Source organism: Arthrobacter sp. TJ-178 (assembly GCF_058269275.1).
On sequence record NZ_JBZCNK010000003.1, the window covers coordinates 400,615 to 419,807 of the forward strand.

15 protein-coding genes are annotated in these 19,193 nt (G+C 63.7%); 6 read left to right on the forward strand and 9 right to left on the reverse strand.

Features of this window, described 5'->3' with window-relative positions; genetic code table 11:
• The first annotated feature begins 150 nt into the window (after positions 1-150).
• Positions 151-639 (forward strand): PaaI family thioesterase, encoded by a 489-nt coding sequence (locus AC4D2Q_RS11280; RefSeq protein WP_490925553.1) that lies wholly within the window; start codon positions 151-153, stop codon positions 637-639.
• 109 nt (positions 640-748) lie between these two features.
• Here the strand turns inward: AC4D2Q_RS11280 and AC4D2Q_RS11285 are convergent, their stop codons facing one another.
• Positions 749-2,086, reverse strand: coding sequence for an HNH endonuclease (locus AC4D2Q_RS11285; RefSeq protein ID WP_490946540.1), 1,338 nt, complete (start codon positions 2,084-2,086; stop codon positions 749-751).
• 519 nt (positions 2,087-2,605) lie between these two features.
• Positions 2,606-3,148, reverse strand: coding sequence for a dihydrofolate reductase family protein (locus tag AC4D2Q_RS11290; RefSeq protein ID WP_490946541.1), 543 nt, complete (start codon positions 3,146-3,148; stop codon positions 2,606-2,608).
• A gap of 132 nt (positions 3,149-3,280) precedes the next feature.
• Here AC4D2Q_RS11290 and AC4D2Q_RS11295 point away from each other — a divergent pair, with 132 nt between their 5' ends.
• The gene (locus tag AC4D2Q_RS11295; RefSeq protein ID WP_490946543.1) at positions 3,281-4,369 is read left to right on the forward strand and encodes an alkene reductase; all 1,089 of its coding nucleotides are present in this window, start codon (positions 3,281-3,283) and stop codon (positions 4,367-4,369) included.
• 94 nt (positions 4,370-4,463) lie between these two features.
• Here the strand turns inward: AC4D2Q_RS11295 and AC4D2Q_RS11300 are convergent, their stop codons facing one another.
• The 4 genes from AC4D2Q_RS11300 to AC4D2Q_RS11315 form a co-directional block, all read right to left on the reverse strand.
• Positions 4,464-4,706, reverse strand: coding sequence for a hypothetical protein (locus AC4D2Q_RS11300; protein WP_490946544.1), 243 nt, complete (start codon positions 4,704-4,706; stop codon positions 4,464-4,466).
• Positions 4,703-5,926, reverse strand: coding sequence for an inorganic phosphate transporter (locus AC4D2Q_RS11305; RefSeq protein ID WP_490926017.1), 1,224 nt, complete (start codon positions 5,924-5,926; stop codon positions 4,703-4,705). The genes AC4D2Q_RS11300 and AC4D2Q_RS11305 overlap by 4 nt, the downstream gene beginning before the upstream one ends.
• Positions 5,927-6,175: 249 nt before the next feature.
• Complete coding sequence (locus AC4D2Q_RS11310) at positions 6,176-8,191, reverse strand: MFS transporter (protein WP_490946545.1); 2,016 nt, start codon at positions 8,189-8,191, stop codon at positions 6,176-6,178.
• A gap of 51 nt (positions 8,192-8,242) precedes the next feature.
• Complete coding sequence (locus AC4D2Q_RS11315; protein ID WP_490946546.1) at positions 8,243-8,653, reverse strand: Hsp20/alpha crystallin family protein; 411 nt, start codon at positions 8,651-8,653, stop codon at positions 8,243-8,245.
• 309 nt (positions 8,654-8,962) lie between these two features.
• Between AC4D2Q_RS11315 and gad the strand changes: the two genes are divergently transcribed.
• From gad to glsA, 3 genes are read left to right on the forward strand one after another with little or no spacing between them, the layout of a single operon-like run.
• On the forward strand, positions 8,963-10,345 hold the full coding sequence (gene gad / locus AC4D2Q_RS11320) for a glutamate decarboxylase (protein WP_490925559.1): 1,383 nt from the start codon (positions 8,963-8,965) through the stop codon (positions 10,343-10,345).
• A gap of 18 nt (positions 10,346-10,363) precedes the next feature.
• Positions 10,364-12,130: a glutamine/gamma-aminobutyrate antiporter GadC gene (gene gadC, locus AC4D2Q_RS11325; protein ID WP_490925560.1), complete on the forward strand. Its 1,767-nt coding sequence runs from the start codon at positions 10,364-10,366 to the stop codon at positions 12,128-12,130.
• Positions 12,127-13,077 carry a glutaminase A gene (gene glsA / locus AC4D2Q_RS11330; RefSeq protein ID WP_490925561.1) on the forward strand — a complete coding sequence of 317 codons (951 nt, stop codon included), beginning with the start codon at positions 12,127-12,129 and terminating at the stop codon, positions 13,075-13,077. Before gadC ends, glsA begins: the two co-directional genes overlap by 4 nt.
• A 93-nt stretch (positions 13,078-13,170) precedes the next feature.
• Here the strand turns inward: glsA and AC4D2Q_RS11335 are convergent, their stop codons facing one another.
• Entirely contained in the window at positions 13,171-14,829 is a 1,659-nt protein-coding gene (locus tag AC4D2Q_RS11335; RefSeq protein ID WP_490946547.1) for an ABC1 kinase family protein, read from the reverse strand.
• A 150-nt stretch (positions 14,830-14,979) separates the two neighbouring features.
• On the opposite strand from AC4D2Q_RS11335, the gene AC4D2Q_RS11340 reads away from it, so the two are divergent.
• Positions 14,980-17,343 (forward strand): glycoside hydrolase family 3 C-terminal domain-containing protein, encoded by a 2,364-nt coding sequence (locus tag AC4D2Q_RS11340; RefSeq protein ID WP_490946548.1) that lies wholly within the window; start codon positions 14,980-14,982, stop codon positions 17,341-17,343.
• A 21-nt stretch (positions 17,344-17,364) separates the two neighbouring features.
• On the opposite strand, the gene AC4D2Q_RS11345 is transcribed toward AC4D2Q_RS11340, so the two are convergent.
• Entirely contained in the window at positions 17,365-18,414 is a 1,050-nt protein-coding gene (locus AC4D2Q_RS11345) for an SDR family NAD(P)-dependent oxidoreductase (RefSeq protein ID WP_490925564.1), read from the reverse strand.
• A 214-nt stretch (positions 18,415-18,628) separates the two neighbouring features.
• Positions 18,629-19,063, reverse strand: a complete 435-nt coding sequence (locus AC4D2Q_RS11350; RefSeq protein WP_490946549.1) for an acyl-CoA thioesterase — start codon at positions 19,061-19,063, stop codon at positions 18,629-18,631.
• Positions 19,064-19,193: the final 130 nt, after the last annotated feature.

Below are 19,193 nucleotides of genomic sequence, written 5' to 3' on the forward strand. Positions count from 1 at the left end.
CTGTGTCCTCCTGCTGAAACGGTTCCCAGCGCCTCGGGGGCGGCTGCGGAGACAGGCTCAGCGGTCTCGTCAACAACGGTTCCGGCAGGGGTTTCTGCTTGAATATCGGCCAGTTTGGTAGATTCACTCACAGATGTAAGCCTAGTTGGCATGAGCGACATTTTCACGCCGGGCACCGGCGCCTCCTCCGAGGCAGCCCGCGACTACACCGACGAATTGAACGAAGCCGGAATCCCGCCGGAGATGCACGGCTGGCTCAGTGCACACGGGGTTGGCCCGCTGGTGGTGAAGATGGGCATTCGTTTCTCGGAAATGAGTGCGGAACGGCTGGTGGCCACGATGCCCGTGGCCGGAAATGAGCAGGTGGCAGGCATTCTGCACGGCGGCGCACATCTGGTGCTCGCGGAAACCCTGGGTTCGTTTGGTGCGGCTATTCACGCGGGGCCGGGCCGGCAGGCACTGGGCATTGAGATCGGAGCCACCCATCACCGCGCCGCACCATCGGGAATTGTCACCGGCACCGCAACGGCCATCCACTTGGGCGGCACCCTGGTGACGCACGAGGTGGTCATGACCGACGAACAGGGCCGACGGCTCAGCACCGCCCGCATCACCAACATGATCCGCGACGAGCGCTAGGCCCCGGTTCGGGCGCGGTCTCGAGGCACGCAGTCCTGAGGCACGCGGTCCAGAGGCACGCGGTCCTGACGCGTGGAGTCGTGACATGCGTAGGCCCGAGGGATACAGATCAGGCAGCACGCGGGCGAGCGCCCGGAGGAGCAGGCGCCTCCGACCTGTAGCGGTGGCCCGTGGGTGTGACTGTTTCTACGGTATGGCGTCCATCCGACGGAATGCCGTCAGCTCCGGCTATCCCGTCCTGTGCCACCACTGTTGAGCTACTCCACCCGGGTGCTTCTTTGGCCTGGTTGCAGGCTTCGCACAGTCCCTGCACGTTATCGGCGTTGGTTGGTCCGCCCCTGCTGTGGGGCTGTATATGGTCAAAGTGCCTCAGCGGTGCCCCGCACCACGGCATCCGGCAGGTTTGGTCCCTCGCTGCGATAAACCTCGCCATACCTGCAGGCACCAGCCGTGCCTTCGAATCCATGGCCACCAGCTGCCCGGTTGAGGGCGCTGTGTAGAGCCGCCGCAGCCAGACTTCTGCTGCCTTCTCCTGCTTACCGTCAACATTCTTCCCAAAAGGCCCTGCGCTCCGGCGGACCAGATCCCGTGCAAACTGTGCCGGAACAACCCCGTAACCGGCGAGCGCGGCCGGCTCCGACGATGCTGCCAGCAGCGAGCCCTCGGTCATGATCAGCTGAACTTCAACACGCACGGCCCCAGCCTCGGAGCGTCCCGTAATGCGCTCCACCAGCGTGTCAGCCATGATCTGCCCGCGCCCCCGCGCATCGCCTGCGGCGCGGAGACGGTCCGCCTCCCGGGCAAGGGTTGCGTAGACCTCCACTCCCTGGGCCACTGGAAGCAGGCCGGTGAGGTACGTCATGGTGTCCGGTGCCGGACGGCAGGACACGAACCGTTCTGAAACAGCTTTCGCCGCACGGTTTACCACGGAAGCCGGGTCCATCCCGTAGGCCAGGGCTTTCACCCGTGCGATCAGCTGCCTGTCCCCCAGGGTTTGCAGCTCTGCCGGATTGCCGGCCGCCAACTGGTCGATCCGCAACCGGTCCTCCAATGCCAGACAGGCGGTTTCCCGCACCAGAATTGTGGCCCGCCATTCACTGATGATGCCTGCAGTCAGAGCACGCAGCGTATGCGGCATTTCCTGGGTGAGGATCCGCGCCAGGCCAAGCAGCCGGGTCCCCCGGTGCGGGGATTCGCGCCGTGCGAACCCGATCTGCGCTCCGACGCCCTTTCCCAGTTGATCTCTTTCCACTCCGGCCGCCGCTTGATGCTGTCGCATGGCACTGTCGAATGCCGCGGCAGCTCGAGCCTGAGCAGCAGATGCGGCAGCCTTGAGCTCCTCCAAGGCTCGAATCTGATCAATCAGTGCCGCCGGGGCAGTTCTGGCGCCCGTTGCCACGGGGGCAACAGCAGTTTCCAGTGCCGCCAGGGCAGTTTTGGCGCCCATTGCCGCGGAGGCAACAGCAGTTTCCAGTGCCGCGGGGGCAATCGCACTTGCAGAAACGAATTCTCCGGCCTCTCCAGTTCGACCGGCTTCATCACTTGAGTCCTCCGGGAGGGGAGCCACAAGGGCCAGTTCCTCCAACCATGCTCGGATGGGCAAGCAACCCTGCTCGACGGAAAGCGGAGCAAGGTTGGCAGCAGGCGGGGGAAGCGGTGCAAGCGGAGGAAGCGAGGCGGGCATTCCTCCGGCTCGCTTCCCGCTGTCACCGATCCGCTGACGTTCGAACATATTTACTATTTTAGGCCGCAGAGGCTTATAAATGGCCGCAACTCCCCTGGCGCAGTTACTGGAGACTTACGCATGTTTCTGAATGGTCCGGGGTCGCTTCCCCCTGTTCCAAGCATCACCGCACAAAGCGTCGATCCAAAGAGTGTCGAAAACTTCAGTGCAGAGGCGTCAGCGCAGAGTGTCGAAAGCGTCGGTGCAGAAGCATCAGCACAGAGGGCGTCGATTTAGAGAGAGTCAGCCTTGAAAGCGATAGTGCAGCCGTACCACTCCCTGACCCAGGGACCTCCCCTCAACCAGGGAGGCAGGGCCCGTCGCTTTGCGAACAGGCAGCACGGGCCGCCCGCTGCCCAGGGCAACCGGAAGAACCATCAGCACCATTTCATCCACGAGCCCGGCATCCATGAACTGGGCGGCAAGATTCCCGCCGCCGCACAGCAGGATGCCCTGCTCTCCAGCGTCCAATTGAATGTCGTCATGGAACTCAGCAACCTCGCCCCGGACAAAAGTGATATCCGCTCCCGGAAGTCCCTCAAACTCCTGATGGGTAAATACCCACGCGGGAAGAGTTCCGTAAGGCCACGAATGCGGCGACCTTACAAAGGAGCGGTAGGTTTCAGCCCCCATCGCCACCGCCCCAAAACCAGCGGCGACACCAGCAGCCTCGGCACCCGCCTCAGCACCCGCCCCGCTGAGCTCCCTCAACAGCTCCCCCGAATGCTGCGCGTCGGCAATAAACCCGTCCAACGACGCAGCAACGAAATAGACAGTCCCGGCCATGCCGCCCATGCTAGCCCGAGATATGTGTTGCGCCCCACGGAATACCTCGGCCGGTCTGCCGGTTGGCCCCAATAGACAGACATCAGCGCCGTACCGGAACCGGTCCGCGGCGCGCTCTACAGAAAGACTCCTGTGAATCTCTTTTCTCCGTTGACCCTCGGCAGCATTGAACTGCCCAACCGCCTGATCATGGCACCGTTGACCCGCACCCGCAGCGGCCGCGACGGCGTGCCCACGGCGCTGATGGCGGAGCATTACAGCCAGCGGGCCTCGCTGGGCCTCATTGTGAGTGAGGGAACATACCCGTCCTTCGCCGGTCAGGGTTTCACCGGCCAGCCCGGACTGGTCACTGACGAGCAGATTGCCGGCTGGAAGAACGTCACTGACGCCGTACACGCAGCCGGCGGGCGGATTGTCGCCCAGGTGATGCACGCCGGCCGGGTCACCCATCCCGGAACCAACGGCGGCCGCGAGGTGGTGGCACCCAGCGCCATCGCGATCGACGGTGTGACCCGCACCTATGAGGGCAAGCAGCCCTTCCCGGTTCCCCATGCCCTCACCACGGCCGAGTTGCCCGGCATCATTGAAGAGTTCGTTGCCGGTTCCCGCGCGGCTATGAAGGCCGGTTTCGACGGCGTGGAACTCCACAGCGCCAACGGTTACCTGCTGCACGAGTTCCTGGCTGCCGGAGCCAACCAGCGGACCGACACTTACGGCGGTTCACCCGAGAACCGAGCACGGTTTGTCATTGAGGTTTACCGTGCAGTGGCTGAAGCCATCGGTGCGGACCGCACGGGCATCCGCATCTCCCCGGAGCACAACGTCCAGGGCGCACTGGAAACCAACCCGGCAGAAACCCTGGCTACGTACACCGCTCTGGTAAACGGAATCGCCCCGCTGAAGCCCGCGTTCCTCAGCATCCTGCACAAGGACCCCTCGGACATCCTTGTCCAGGAACTGCGCCGCAGCTTTGGCGGCCCGGTTCTGCTGAACTCGGGCTTCGGTGTCATCACGACCCGTGAAGAAGCCATGGGCATGATGGCAGACGAACTCTGCGACGGCGTCGTTGTTGGCCGCCCTGCCATCGCCAATCCGGATTTGGTGCGCCGCTGGCAGGAAGACCTGCCGCTGAACACTCCGGACCCCGCTACGTTCTACTCCGACGGCTCCAATTCCGCTGCCGGCTACACGGACTACCCGGCATACGCTGAGGCCTCCTAGGGATCCCGCGCGGGGGCTCCAGTCCCCATGCAAAAGCCCGGCGCCGGCAACCACGAAAGTGGCTGCCGGCGCCGGGCTTTTGCATGTCCCGAGGCTAGCCGTGCAGGGCGGGAACAATCAGGTAGATGCCAAAGAGCACGCACGCGGTGCAGACAGTGAAGCAGGCGTAGGCGCCGAACTTCACGAGACCGAGCCGGCCGCGGGCCGCGGGCCCCGGCTGGGGATCACAGGCCACGGCGTAAAGTCGCACACCGGTTGAATACAGGCCGACGACGACGAGCGCGGAGACCAGGGTGACCAAAGCCACCACGAGGTAGGCGAGCCAGTTGATGCTCATTTTGCTGATTCCTTGACCTTGGTGCGAGCTGATGCGGAGCTCTTGGAACGGGACTTGCGCTTCTTGATGCGTACGGCAGCGCCGGCGTTGTCGATGTTGCTGACGGCGTTGTCATGGCCCACCTTGTTGCGGCGGGACCAGAGGAAGATGAAGGCAATGATGGCCACGCCAAGGATCGCGTCAATGGTGACTCCGACCATTCCCGTGCTGGCCAATGCCGCAGCCGCAGCACCCATCACGGCGGCGGCGGGCAGGGTCAGCAGCCAGCCGCCGGCGATCCGGCGCGCGGTGCCCCAGCGGACTTCGGCACCCTTGCGGCCGAGGCCGGAACCGATCACGGAGCCCGAAGCCACCTGCGTCGTGGAAAGGGCCATGCCCAGGTGCGTCGAGGCCAGGATGGCAGCAGCCGTGCTGGTTTCAGCAGCAAAACCCTGGGCCGGCTTGACGTCAGTCAGGCCGGTGCCCATGGTGCGGATGATGCGCCATCCGCCGGCGTAGGTGCCGGCCGCAATAGCAACGGCACAGGAAGCAACCACCCAGAAGGCGGGGCCGGTGCCGGCTTCCTGGAAGCTGCCGGAAATCAACACCAGAGTGATGACACCCATGGTCTTCTGCGCGTCGTTGGTTCCGTGTGCAAGAGCCACCAGGGAAGAAGAGAAGATCTGCGCGTAACGGAAGCCGCCGCGCTTGCGGGGCAGCTTGTCCCCGGAATCCGGATCATGCCTGCGGGTAATGGAATAGGCAAGTTTCGTGGCCAGATAGGCCACGGACAGCGCGATTGCCGGGGCGATGAACGCCGGCAGGATCACCTTGGACATCAGCACTGAGTAGTCAACGGAGCCGAAGCCGGCGCCAACAATGGCGGCGCCGATCAGTCCGCCGAAGAGTGCGTGCGAGGAGCTGGACGGAAGTCCCAGCAGCCAGGTAATAAGGTTCCAGATCACGGCGCCCAGCAGGCCGGCGAAAATCATCACCGGCGTGATCTGGATGCCTCCGTCCCCTTCCCTGATGATTCCGCCGGAAATGGTCTTTGCAACCTCAGTGGAGAGGAAAGCTCCCACCAGGTTAAGTACCGCAGCCAGGGCTACGGCGGTCTTCGGCTTGATTGCACCTGTTGCAATAGGAGTTGCCATTGCATTGGCTGTGTCGTGAAAGCCGTTGGTGAAGTCGAAGAATAATGCGAGCGCGATCACCAGCGCCACCATGAGGGTGAAATCCACCACGTACCCTAACTAAAAGACTGAAGGAAAAGGAGTCTGTCTAACCGGCAATGTAAAACATCGGTGCTGCGGCGGGGAACAAGCCCTCACGCCGGGCCCAACCGGGACCATAGACACTTTACGCCTGGTCGATCTTATGCCTTGACTCAAGCCCTGAGCAAAGACAGGAGTGTGGGCTTTCTCTCCTCCTGCGCCTGCAGTAATACCGCTAAGCGCAGGTGCCCGGCTGATAACCGCCGAAACCTTTTCCTATATGCGCAGGCCCGTGGTGGGGGCGCCGCCGCCGAGCTCGACGTCAATAACGGTGTTGGGTGCCGGGAGGGTGACGCGCCGTGTGTGGGTCGTCACGCCGTCGGGCTCCACGACGGTGAGTACATACGTGCCGGACAGGGGCAGCGGGAGCTCATAGTTGCCGCTGGCGTCCGACACGGCGGACACCGTCTTTTGGCTGGATACCTGGACAAGGATCACCAGCGCCCCGGAAACCGGACGGCGGCCGTGCGTGACCGTGCCAGTCAGGACCAGACGGGCGGCAAAGCGGACGTCGTGGCTGCGGGGCACACCGGGAAACGCGAGGGTTTCGGCCACCGGCCGCCACTGGTGCTGCGTGGCCACCAGAACGTAGCGTCCGTCCCCCGGAAGTACGACGGCGTAGCGGCCGCCGTCGTCGGCTCGGTCCCAGTCCACCGGGTTACCGTGCCGGTCCATGACGGTCACCACGCCTCCCGGGACCGGGGTGCTGCCGTCGTCGGCCAGCATAGTTCCCTTGACCATGATCTCCTGCCTGGCATCCACCGAATCCGGCTGCTGCTGTCCAGGTTCCGCGTGCAGTTGCGGGTGGGTGGCCTCCCGGCGCGGGGACTTGGGAATGAAGCAGGAAATGCCGGTTGCTATCAGGGCGGCAGCGCACGCCATCGCAAAGATGCCACGGAAAGCGTCCACACTGGGAAAGACTTCTCCGCCCACGCGAATGGTGATGGATGCCAGAAGTGTTGCGACGGCGGCGCTGCAGGTTGAGGTTCCCACAGACCGCAGGAGGGTGTTCACGCCGTTGGCCGCGGCCGTGTCGGTCAGGGGGACGTTGCTCATGATCAGCGTCGGCATGGCTGACATTGCCACGGCAGTTCCAATGGAAACGATCACCGCACCAATAATGATGCCGGTGACCGTGTGCACCAGCATCACGCGCGACATGTAACCCAATGCCATGATGGAGCAGCCAACCACCATGGTGACCTTCGCGCCGAACGTATTCGTTACGCGGGCGGACAGGGGTGCAGCTGCGACCATCGCCAGACCCGCGGGAATCATGGTCAGCCCGGCCACCAGGACGCTGAGGCCGAAGCCGTAGCCGGTTTCCTTGGACAGCTGCAGCTGCTGCGTGGTCACCAGCATGTTGGCGTACATGGAGAACCCCACCAGGACGGTGGCAGCGTTGGTCAGCAGCACCGGGCGGCGCGCAGACGTGCGCAGGTCCACCAGCGGCTCGCCCTGCCGCAGCTCCAGGGGAAACCACAGCGCCAGGAGCACCGCCGCGGCGGCAAAGAGTCCCAGGATCGAATCGCTGGTCCACCCCCACACGCCGCCTTTGCTGATTGCCAGCAGCAGCGCCGTCATGGCCGCGGAGAGCACGACAGCCCCCGCGTAGTCGAATTTTCCCGGCGTGCGCACCTGGGACTCGGGAACAAAAATCATGACGGCGACAACCAGGACCAGGGCAATGACGCCGACAACCCAGAAGGTTGCCTCCCAGCCCAGCTGTTGATAAATCAACCCGGAAAGGGGCAGCCCAAGCGCGCTGCCGATGCCGAAACTGGCGCTCATCAGTGACACGGCGCCGGCGATTTTGCGCTGCGGCAGCGCGTCCCGCAGGATGCTGATGCCCACCGGAATCACCGCCCCGGAGAATCCCTGGAGACCGCGTCCCACAAGGGCCCAGACAAACGTTCCGCCGATGGAGGCCGTAAAGGCGCCAACCACCATCATGGACATCGCGATCAGCAGCATCCGCTTTTTGCCGAACATGTCCGCCAGCCGGGAGACGATGGGAGTAGCGACGGCCGCGGTGAGCAGGGTAACCGTGACCATCCAGGAGACATCGTCACTCGTGACGCCGAAAATCCGGGGATACTCCGGCAGGAGCGGAACCACCGCCGTTTTTTCCAGGGACACCACGATGCCGCCGCATCCCAAGGTGGCAATGACCACCCAGTCCGGAAATCTGCGGCGTTGGGCTGTGCGGGTCTCCGGTGCTGGGCTGCTCATTGGGTCCTTCCGGCCGGAGCGGTGACCAGTGCGGTTTCGCCTGGCTGCCGGCTAACCCCGCGAAATGGGCACCTTCGTGGAGGAGGACCCTGCCTCCGGTACGGGAACCCGGATTTCCAGGACTCCGTCATTGTAGGAAGCAGTGACGTTGTCCTGGCTGGAGCCGGCAGGCAGCGGGATGTCGCGGGTAAAGGAGCCGTACCGGAATTCGCTGCGGTAACCGTTCTTGTCCTTGTGCTCGGTGCCTTCGCGGCGCTCGCCCTTGATGCGAAGCACGCCGTCACTGACGGACACGTCCAGGTCCTTGTCCGGATCAATGTTCGGCAGCTCGGCCTTCACCACCATGGTGGCGCCGTCGCGGTATTCCTCCACGGGGAAGGCCGGCACTTCCCAGTCGCCTTCAAAGAATTTGCGGACGGGTTCTGGCAGTTCGAACCGGTCACGCCGTGCAAGTCCAGCCATGAATGTCTCCTCGAAGAAGGTCCCGGCGGTCTCCCGGCTGAACCGGGAAGCCGGGCTCTGGGGCTCGGTTTGGTGGTTCACACAGTACGCGGGCCACTCCTCGAGCCTCAACGGTTCGGCCCCTTTCGGACACCGAAAAAGGGCAGCCAAAGGTGCTTTTCCACTCCGCAACTGTGCGGCGGCGGTCCAGCCTAGTCACCCATTTTTGCCGCGCGTATAGTTTTGGATGCGCGCCCGCTTGAGGATCTCATGACCGCCGTTCACTACGGCCCGGTGTCAGCGCGACACCGCCGATGAAAGGTCGCAAATATGCCGCAGCAACGGGACAAAAATACCCTCACCGTCAATCCCCTCTTCGCCCGGCCGGGCGAAGAGACAGTGGCACTCAAAACCAAGCTTGCCGACGGGCAAATGATGCCGGAAACGGCTTATCAGATTGTCCATGACGAAGCCATGCTGGACGGAAACGCCCGCTTGAATCTGGCGACATTTGTCAGCACATGGATGGATGAGCACGCCAACAAGCTGTACGCCGAAACGTATGACAAGAACATGATCGATAAGGACGAGTACCCGCAGACTGCCCAGATCGAGCAGAACTGCTGGAAGATCCTCGCGGATCTGTGGCACTCCCCTGATCCGGAAGGGGCTATCGGGACGTCGACGGTGGGTTCCTCGGAGGCCTGCATGCTCGGCGGCCTGGCACTGAAACGCCTGTGGCAGAACGCTCGCAGGGCAGACGGAAAACCCACGGACAAACCGAACCTGATCATGAGTTCGGCCGTCCAGGTCTGCTGGGAAAAGTTCTGCAACTATTTCGACGTCGAAGCACGGCTGGTTCCCATCAGCGAAGAACACAAGTGTCTGGACGGCTTTGAGCTGGAGAAATACGTCGATGAAAACACCATCGGCGTGGTGGCCATCATGGGGGTCACCTATACGGGCATGTACGAGCCGGTGAAGCAGATCGCAGCGAAGCTGGATGAGATCCATGCTTCCACCGGACTTGATATCAACATCCATGTGGACGGCGCCTCAGGCGGCATGATCGCCCCGTTCATCCAGCCGGACCTGGAATGGGACTTCAAGATTGAGCGGGTGCACTCCATCAGCACATCCGGCCACAAGTACGGGCTCGTGTACCCGGGGCTCGGCTGGGTGGTCTGGCGCGAACGCCAGTGGCTGCCGGAAGACCTCATCTTCTACGTGAGCTACCTCGGCGGCGATATGCCCACCTTTGCACTGAACTTCTCCCGGCCCGGCGCCCAGGTTGTCCTGCAGTTTTACCTGTTCCTGCGGCTGGGCCGCGAGGGGTATGCCAAGGTCCAGCAGGCCTGCCAGGACGTGGCCGTTTATCTCTCCTCAGGAATCGCGGAAATCGGCCCGTTTGAGCTGTGGAACGACGGCACCGACATTCCGGTGTTCGCCTGGCGGCTTAAAGAAGGCCATACGGACAAATGGACACTGTACGACCTGGCCGAACGGCTGCGCACAAAGGGGTGGCTGGTACCCGCTTATCCCATGCCGAGCAACTTGGAAAACCTCACGGTGGAGCGAATCGTGGTCCGCAACGGTCTGAGCATGGATCTGGCAGACAACCTTCTGGAGGATATCCGGAAGCAGACCGAGTACCTCGATCATCTTGAGTCGCCGATGCCGCAGGAGTCGGCACAGCCCGGCTTCCACCACTAACCTGAGGAGGTGAGTGGAATGACCGATTCCACTGCATCGAGCGGTTCCGCAGCCGCGGGCAGTCCGGGCGCACCCGGCCCAAAGGTACCTGCGCCGGGTCAGGCATCAAGAGCGAAATCCAAGCAGACCGCCACCATCACCATTGGAGCCCTGGCGGTCATGAACATCGTGGCCGTGGTCAGCCTTCGAGGTTTGCCTTCAGAGGCCGAATACGGATTGAGTTCCATCTTCTACTACGTGTTCGCCGCCCTTGTGTTCCTGGTGCCGGTCTCCCTGGTGGCCGCAGAGTTGGCCACCGGATGGCCGGAGACCGGCGGCGTCTTCCGCTGGGTTGGTGAGGCCTTCGGGCCGCGCTGGGCCTTCTTGGCCATGTTTATGCTCTTCATTGAAGTCACCATCTGGTTCCCCACCGTCCTGACCTTTGGCGCGGTTTCACTGGCTTATACCGGCGACAACCAGAATCTGGATGCGCAACTGGCAGGCAATAAAATCTTTGTCCTGGCCGTGGTGCTGGTGGTGTACTGGCTCGCCACCTTCATTGCTTTCCGCGGAGCAGCAGCCTTCTCCAAGGTGAGCCAGTGGGGCGGGATCATCGGCACCATTATTCCGGCGATCGTTCTCATCATTCTCGGGTTCTCCTATTACTTCGCCGGAAATACCCCGCAGATCCAGATGGGTTGGGGTGAGCTCCTTCCTGATTTCTCCAACTTCTCCAACGTCGTGCTGGCAGCGAGCATCTTCCTGTTCTATGCCGGCATGGAGATGAACGCCATTCACGTCAAGGAGGTCAAGAATCCTACGCGCGATTATCCGATTGCAGTCCTGATTGCGGCGGCCGGAACGGTCATTATCTTTGTCCTGGGCACGCTCGCCATTGCGTTTGTGGTCCCCCAGGCCGATATCAACCTGACCCAGAGTCTTCTGACCTCCTACAACGACATGTTCGAATGGGCCGGTATCGGATGGGCCGGACCGATTGTCGCCTTCATGCTCCTGATCGGTGTCTTGGCCGGCGTCGTCACGTGGGTGGCAGGCCCCTCAACCGGACTGCTCACGGTCGCAAGGGCAGGTTACCTGCCCCGCTTCTGGCAGCACACGAACAAGCATGGAATGGGTACCCACATCCTTTTCTTCCAGGCCTTTGCCGTGACCGGTCTGGGGATTATCTACGTGGTGCTGCCGTCGGTGCAGGCCGCCTATCAAATCCTGAGCCAGCTGACTGTGATTCTCTACCTGATCATGTACATGCTGATGTTCGCCGGCGCCATTTACCTGAGGTTCAGCCAGCCGAACCGCCCACGGCCCTACCGGGTGCCGGGCGGAAACGTCGGGATGTGGCTCATTGGCGGCGTCGGATTCCTGGGTTCGCTGGTGGCCTTCGCCTTCAGTTTCATACCTCCCGACCAGATTGCCGTCGGTTCTCCCACGGTCTACGTGGGCATCCTGATTGGCGGGGCGGCAATCTTCGTCATCCTGCCGCTGGTAATTTACGCCCTGCGCAAGCCGCACTGGCGGGATCCCGCAAGCCGGTTTGAACCATTCACCTGGCAAATAGAGCACACCCATCCGGGAACGGTGTCCACATCCTCCGTTCCAACCGCGGTCCTCGTCGAGCAGGCCCTGGCCGGCACGTCCTCCGCGTCCGGCACGGAAGAAGCCGCATCCGGATCGGACGCAGCAGCAGAGGGCGACGCGTCTGCGCAGCCGGGCAGGACCACTGACACCGGCAAACCAGCCCCCAGGCCCCGACCCGGGCATGCGGCAGGCGGGAGCGCAGCCTTATGATGCCGGACAAATCAGCAATTGACCAAGCCGTCCAAACGGCGTACAGGGACCATGCCAAGGACACCGGCGGAGCCAATGCCAGCTACATTCCGTTCTTGGCGTCGGTGGATCCGGCCCTGTTTGGAGTCTGCGTGGTAACGGCCGACGGCGACGTTTTTGAGGCCGGCGACACCGGGTTTGAGTTTGCCCTGGAATCTATTTCCAAGGTGTTCTCCATGACCTTGGCGATGCAGGATGTGGGGCTGCCGGAATTCCATGACAAGGTGGGCGCGGATCCAACCGGTGAACCGTTCAACTCAGTCATTGCGCTGACTCTGCATGATGACAAACCGCTGTCACCGCTGGTCAACGCCGGAGCCATGTCCACAGTGTCACTCATCCCGGCGAATTCCCCGGATGAGCGGTGGGAAAAAATCCTGGCTATGCAGAGCGCCTTTGCCGGAAGGAATATCCGTCTCAGCGATGCCGTCAACGATTCCGAGCAGTCCACCAACTTCCACAACCGTGCCATTGCCTGGCTGATGTATTCGGGCGGAACAATGTACTCGGATCCGATGGAAGCGTGTGAGGTGTACACCCGGCAGTGTTCCACTCTTGTGACTACCCGGGATCTGGCGACCATGGGAGCTACCATAGCCGCCAGAGGCCGGAATCCAATCACGGGAAAGCAGGTGTTCGATTCCTCCCTGGTGCCGCCGATTCTGGCGGAAATGACCATGGAAGGCATGTATACCGCTTCCGGAGACTGGGCCTACAGAGTCGGCCTGCCGGGCAAGAGCGGAGTGGGCGGCGGCATCCTGGCGATCATGCCGGGAACACTTGCCATCGCTGCATTCTCGCCGCCGCTGGACCCGGTGGGCAACAGCGTGCGGGGTCAGAGGGCGACGGCACAAGTTGCTGCAGCGCTGAACCTGAACATTTACAACTCAACGGACTACGCACAGTAACTCCATGCCGGAAAGTCGGGGCCGGCAAGCCTTTCGCCGCCGGCCCCGGCTTTCGCTGAGCGTTTATAGGTTTTTGAGCAAATAGTTCCGGGCTTAGCCGCGCGTGCGCTGCTTACGCGCGGTCCAGGCCAGATAACCGCCCAAGGCACCGGTGGAGGCCAGGCCGGCAGTCATCAGCGGAGCCTGCCAGGACTTCCAGCGCTCAGTGTCCCCCAGTGCCAGTTCCCCCACTCCGCGGATGAAGGCCGCCGCGAAAATGGCAGCGACCATGCGGTTGCCCACCTTCTCCAGCCGTACGACCAGCGGAGCGAGTTCTTCAGCCCGCAAGTGCACTTCGAAACCCTCGAAGTCCAGCGTATTCAGCACCCTGCGCACCTGATCCGGAAGCTCCGCGCCAAGCTCCAGCGTTTCCACACCGGCCTGGCCCAGCCGCCGGACAAAGGCCACCGGGTTCAGCTGCTCCATGGTCATTCGCTTGGCATAGGGTGCCAGCGTTTTACCCATGCTGAAATCCGGGTCCAGGACCTCGCCCATGCCCTCCGTCATGATCAGCATGCGCAGGAGCAGGGCCATCTCCCGCGGCAGCTGCAGGTGGTGGATGCGGATAATGCCCAGGGCTCCGCTGATGATGCGGCCCACGGGAGCGTCCCCCAGCGTCCGGCCCTGGTAGAGGCGGATCAGCTGCTGCAGATCCATGCGCAGACGGAACCGGTCCACCCGTCGGGCCGTCAGGCACATCCGGAGCAGGGCGGACGCCATTCTTTCCGGGTCGTTGCGGAGGATCGCCACAAAGAGTGCCGCCAGCTGGGACCGGAGCTTGTCATCCACCTCCCCCACCATGCCGAAATCGATGAGCCCGATCCGCCCGCCGGGTTCAACGAAGATGTTGCCCGGATGCGGGTCCGCGTGGAAAAAGCCGTCCTCGAAGACCATTTTCATCTCAGCATCGGCCGCTGCGGCTGCGAGCGCGCTGCGGTCGATTCCAGCTGCATCTATGGCCGCAGTGTCCGTCACTTTCAGCCCGTACAGCCGTTGCTGGGTCAGGATCTTCGAGGTGCTGAACTTTGTGTACAGCACGGGTATCTGGACAACCGGGTCGTCTTCGAAATTGGCCGCAAAGCGGAGGGTATTGCCGGCTTCCTGCGTGTAGTCCAACTCGCTCCGGAGAGTCTGCGCAAACTCGTCCATGAGGGCCTTCAGGTCATAGTCCCGGGCCGCTTCCCAGTGCTTCGCGGCATAGCCGGCGAGACTCTGCAGGATGTCCAGATCTTCGTTCACGTCATCCTCGACGCCGGGGCGGCGGATCTTCACCACGACGTCGGTGCCGTTCGGCAACCGCGCCGCATAAACCTGGCCGATGGAAGCGGTGGCAAGCGGATTCGTGTCAAAAGCAGCAAACCGGGTCAGCGCATCGGAGCCCAGCTCTGCCTCCAGGATGGGAAGGATCTGCTCCCACGGCACCGGCTCCGCGTTGTCCTGGAGCTTGGCGAGCTCCTGCTGGTACTTGGGCGGCAGCAAATCCTGACGCGTGGACAGCAGCTGGCCCAGCTTGATGAACGTGGGCCCCAGCTCTTCAAGTGCCCGGCGCAGGTATTCCGGGGTTGCGGCCCGCTGCTGGGGGCGGTCTCCGGACTGCGGCTTGCGCCGGAAAGGAATCCGGTTTTCGAGGCCCGTGGCAGCCACCAGATAGCCGAGTCCGTTGCGGTACAGGATTTCCGCCATCTGCCGGTAGCGGTCAAGGTGGGTTTTCACAGAGTGCTCCGTTCCGGCGGCAGTCCTTTGGCACGCTGCAGCCGTACCTGAACCCTACGGTTGACCACGGACGCTGGAACAGGGGTGGACACCCTTTCACGGGCCCGGACCGCGCCATAGACTCGGAGCCCACCGACAAGGGAGACACCCGTGGCTATTCCAGCCGTACCCCAGGACCTGACGCTGCAGGAAAAGATCATGCTGCTCTCCGGGGCAGGATTTTGGGAAACCGCTGCCCTGCCCCAACACGGGATTCGGCCCCTGGTCCTGTCCGACGGCCCGCACGGCGTCCGGCGTCCCTCCGGGAGCTCCACCCTGGGGCTCGGCGACTCGGTTCCCGCCACCTGCTTTCCCGCCGAATGCGCCACGGCCTGCTCCTGGGACCGCAGCCTGCTTGCGGAGCTGGGCACCGCCGTCGCCCGCGAGGCCCGCGCCCAGGGCGTGGACATCCTGCTGGGACCTGGCCTGAACATCAAGCGCACTCCCCTGTGCGGGCGGAACTTTGAATACTTTTCCGAAGATCCGCTGCTTGCCGGTGAGCTGGGGGCGGCCTGGACGGCTGCGGTCCAGGCCGCCGGAGTTGGCACAAGCCCCAAGCACTTCGCCGCCAACAACCAGGAAGCGGACCGGATGCGCGTAGACGCGGTGGTCGATGAGCGCACCCTGCATGAGATCTATCTGCGTGCCTTCGAGATTGTGGTCCGCACTGCCAAACCGTGGACCGTGATGGCCGCCTACAACAAGGTCAACGGGATGCACGCCGCAGAGAACCCCTATCTGCTCAGGTCCGTCCTGCGTGTTGCCTGGGGCTATGAGGGAGCGGTGATATCCGACTGGGGAGCGGTCACCAACCGGGTTGCCGCGCTCGCCGCCGGCCTGGATCTGGAAATGCCTGCCAGCGGCGGCATCGGTGCCGATGAATTGGCAGCAGGACTGGATGCCGGGACCATCACGGAGGCGCAGATTGATGCCTCGGTCTCCCGCCTGCTCGGTCTGGTGCACCGTGCCTCCGAGCAGTTGGAGGAAAGCGGGCAGCCGCTGGAACGTGAGCAGCTGCCGGACGGCGGGAGTGAGGAACCTCTTGCGCAGGGCGACGACGGCGGGGCCCTCTACGCAGCCAGCCATGACCTGGCCCGGCGGGCAGCGGCCGCTTCCATGGTGCTGCTCAAGAACGACGGCGGGCTGCTTCCGCTGGCTGCCGGCGGCACGGTTGCCGTGATCGGTGAGCTGGCGCGCACGCCCCGCTATCAGGGCAGCGGTTCCTCCCGGGTGAATCCCGTGCATCTGGTCAGTCCCCTCGACGCGCTGCAGGAAGAGCTGCCCGAACTGCTCTTCGAGCCGGGCTACTCGCTGGCCGTACCCGACACGCCGGCCGGGGAGGCCTCAGCTTCCCGACCCGAGGCGGTACCCGTGGACCTCGTGGAAACCGCGGCGGCGGCTGCTGCAGCCGCGGACACCGCCGTCGTCTTCCTCGGGTTGCCGGACGATGCGGAGTCCGAAGGATTCGACCGCACCACGCTGGACTTGCCCGACGCCCAGCTGGAACTGCTGGCCGCCATCCTCGAGGCGAACCCGCGGACCGTCGTGGTGCTCTTTAACGGCGGGGTGGTGACCACGTCCTGGGCGGGTGCGGTGCCCGCCGTCCTCGAAGCGTGGCTGCCGGGCGAGGCGGGCGGCAGCGCCGTGGCTGATGTGCTGCTGGGCCGCGCGGATCCCGGCGGAAGGCTGGCTGAGACCATTCCCCACCGGCTGCAGGACACCGCAGCCTTCGGCAACTATCCCGGCGAGGGCGGCACCGTCCGCTACGGCGAGGCCCTGCTGGTGGGGTACCGCTGGTATGACACCCGCGGCATCGACGTCGCTTTCCCCTTTGGCCATGGTCTGTCCTACACCCGTTTCACTTACTCGGATCTACTGATCCGCAGCAGCGGAACCGGATCCGGGCAGTTCATCACTGTGGAAATGACCCTCGCCAACACCGGCAGCCGCAGCGGCGCCGAGGTGGTGCAGCTTTACGTCGGCGCGCCGGACGACGACGGCGCCCAGCAGCGGCCGCTGCATCCGCGCCGTGAACTGCGCGGGTTCGAAAAGCTTCTGCTGGAGCCTGGCGAATCCCGGCGGGTTGAGTTCCGCCTGGGGATCCGGGACCTGTCCAGGTGGGATCCCGAAGCCCAGTCGTGGGTGGCGGACGCCGGCGAGTACCGCGTTGAAGTGGGCTCATCCTCCCGCGACATTCGCCTCGCAGGCGTTGCGGCGGTGGACGGCACAGTGCCCGCCCCGGCGCTGACCACCGAGTCCTCCATCCAGGAATGGCTGGCGGACCCGGAAGCGGCGGCCCAACTGGTGGCCGCACTGTCCGGCGGAGCAGGAGGAGCTGCTTCAGCCGGACTGGCCGCCTCACTTGCCCTGGTGGGCAATATGCCGCTGCGGCGCATGGCACGGTTTCCCGGCTCTCCGGTGACCCCCGAACTCCTGCATCAGCTTCAGGAGTGGCTGCGGGCCAGCCGCGGGTGACACTGATATGCGCAGCGGCCGCTAGGCCACACCCCAGCCTTCGTCCGCCGGCATGATCGCCCCGGTGACGTTGGCGGCGTCGTCACTGAGCAGGTAGGTCATGGGAGAGGCAATCTGAGCCGACTCAATTTCGGGAGAAGTCAGCGTGGGTGAGGGCAGCGGCCCGGCGCCGCCGAGGGAACCGTAGTTGGACTCCAGGGCGGAGCGGGTGGGCCGGGGGATGACGGCGTTCACGCGGATGCCGCGCGGACTGTAGATGAACGCTGCACTGCGCGTCAGGCCGATCACCGCATGCTTGGACGCCGTGTACGCGGCTCCGGCAATGGAGCCGCGCAGGCCGGCCTGGGAGGAAACATTCACAATGGATCCGGTGCCGCGGGAGAGCATCAGCGGAATCAGGGCGCGTGAGAGCCGAAAGGGTCCGTCCACGTTGATGCGGAAGACGCTCTCCCAGAGTTCGTCCTCCACTTCATGCAGGGCCACCATGTTGTCCGCGATTCCCGCCACGACTGCCAGCCCGTCCACGCGGCCCTGAGCCATGACGGCAATCCTGTTGACGTCGGACTGGTTGGAAATATCGGCAACCACTCCGGCGATGTCCAGATCCGGGGCGGTTTCGAGAAGCGCTTCCATCCGCAGCGTGCTGAGATCCACGGCAATCACGTGGCCGCCCTCGCGCGCGACGCGCAGAGCGGTGGCCCGGCCAATGCCCGACGCTGCACCGGACACCACCACCGTCTTACCGTCAAAACGGCCCTCCACCAGCGGCTCCACCCAGTCGTTCGGAGCCGGGGGCGGAGCTGAAGGGAATAGGTGGGCAGTGGCCGGTTGGACTGATTCATCCATAAGACGGTTGGCTGCCTCCACCATCAGGTCCAGATAATCCGTGGTCACCACACCGTTGCTCAGCGTTACCAGCGAGGAGAGCGGCAGCTTGCGGACGGCATACAGTGCCCGGGCGTCAGGGCTTCGGCGGGCCAGCAGATCGATCATGACCGTATGTCCGGCGGGATGGTCCAGCCAGTCCCCTATCAGGGAGTCAGTGGTCAGGGGCTGTACGGGATCCGGCATGCAGGCTCCGTTCCAGGCAACTGCGTCAGCTGCCCGGAACAGTTCCTGCGGGTGCGCCAGCGCAGCCGCACCTTATATCCAAGGGCTTTGCTGCTCTGTCGAGTATGGCACGGCGAACCGGACCCTGACTGCTTGGAGGGCCGGCCAGAAGGCCCGCTGTGCCAAAAATCCGCTGCGGCGCCGGTCAAGCCTTTTCAGGCCCTGCTACCAGCTTTTAGGCATCGAGTTCAATGGGAGCAATGTGCTCGGCGGGAAGCCGGTCCCGGTCATAGGTGATCTCGGTATAACCGTGCGGCATCGGGTGCCCGTGGGAGTCGAGGCTGACGAAAACGATCCGGTCAATCGTCAGGATGCTGCGGCGGGTGACCATGTTGCGCACTTCGGCGCGCATCGTCAGGGAGGTCCGGCCAAACTTTGTGGCGCGCAGTCCCATTTCGATCATGTCGCCCTGCTGGGCGGAGCTGACGAAGTTGATCTCCGACATCAGCTTGGTGACCACTCGGCCGTTGCCCATCTGCAGAATGGCATAAATTGTTGCTTCTTCATCGATCCATCGCAGAAGGCTGCCGCCGAACAGGGTTCCGTTAGCGTTGAGGTCTTCGGGACGGACCCACTTCCGGGTGTGGAAATTAATGTTTTCGAGGTCCATATTTCAAGATTACCGAGGCACAGGGGCCCTGAATGACGGCTGTGACGCACCTGACGGACCTCCGTCACATCTGCCGTCCGGGCACTGAAGGAGCGCCCCGGCCCCGCGCGTCCGGGCCCGGCCCGCGGTG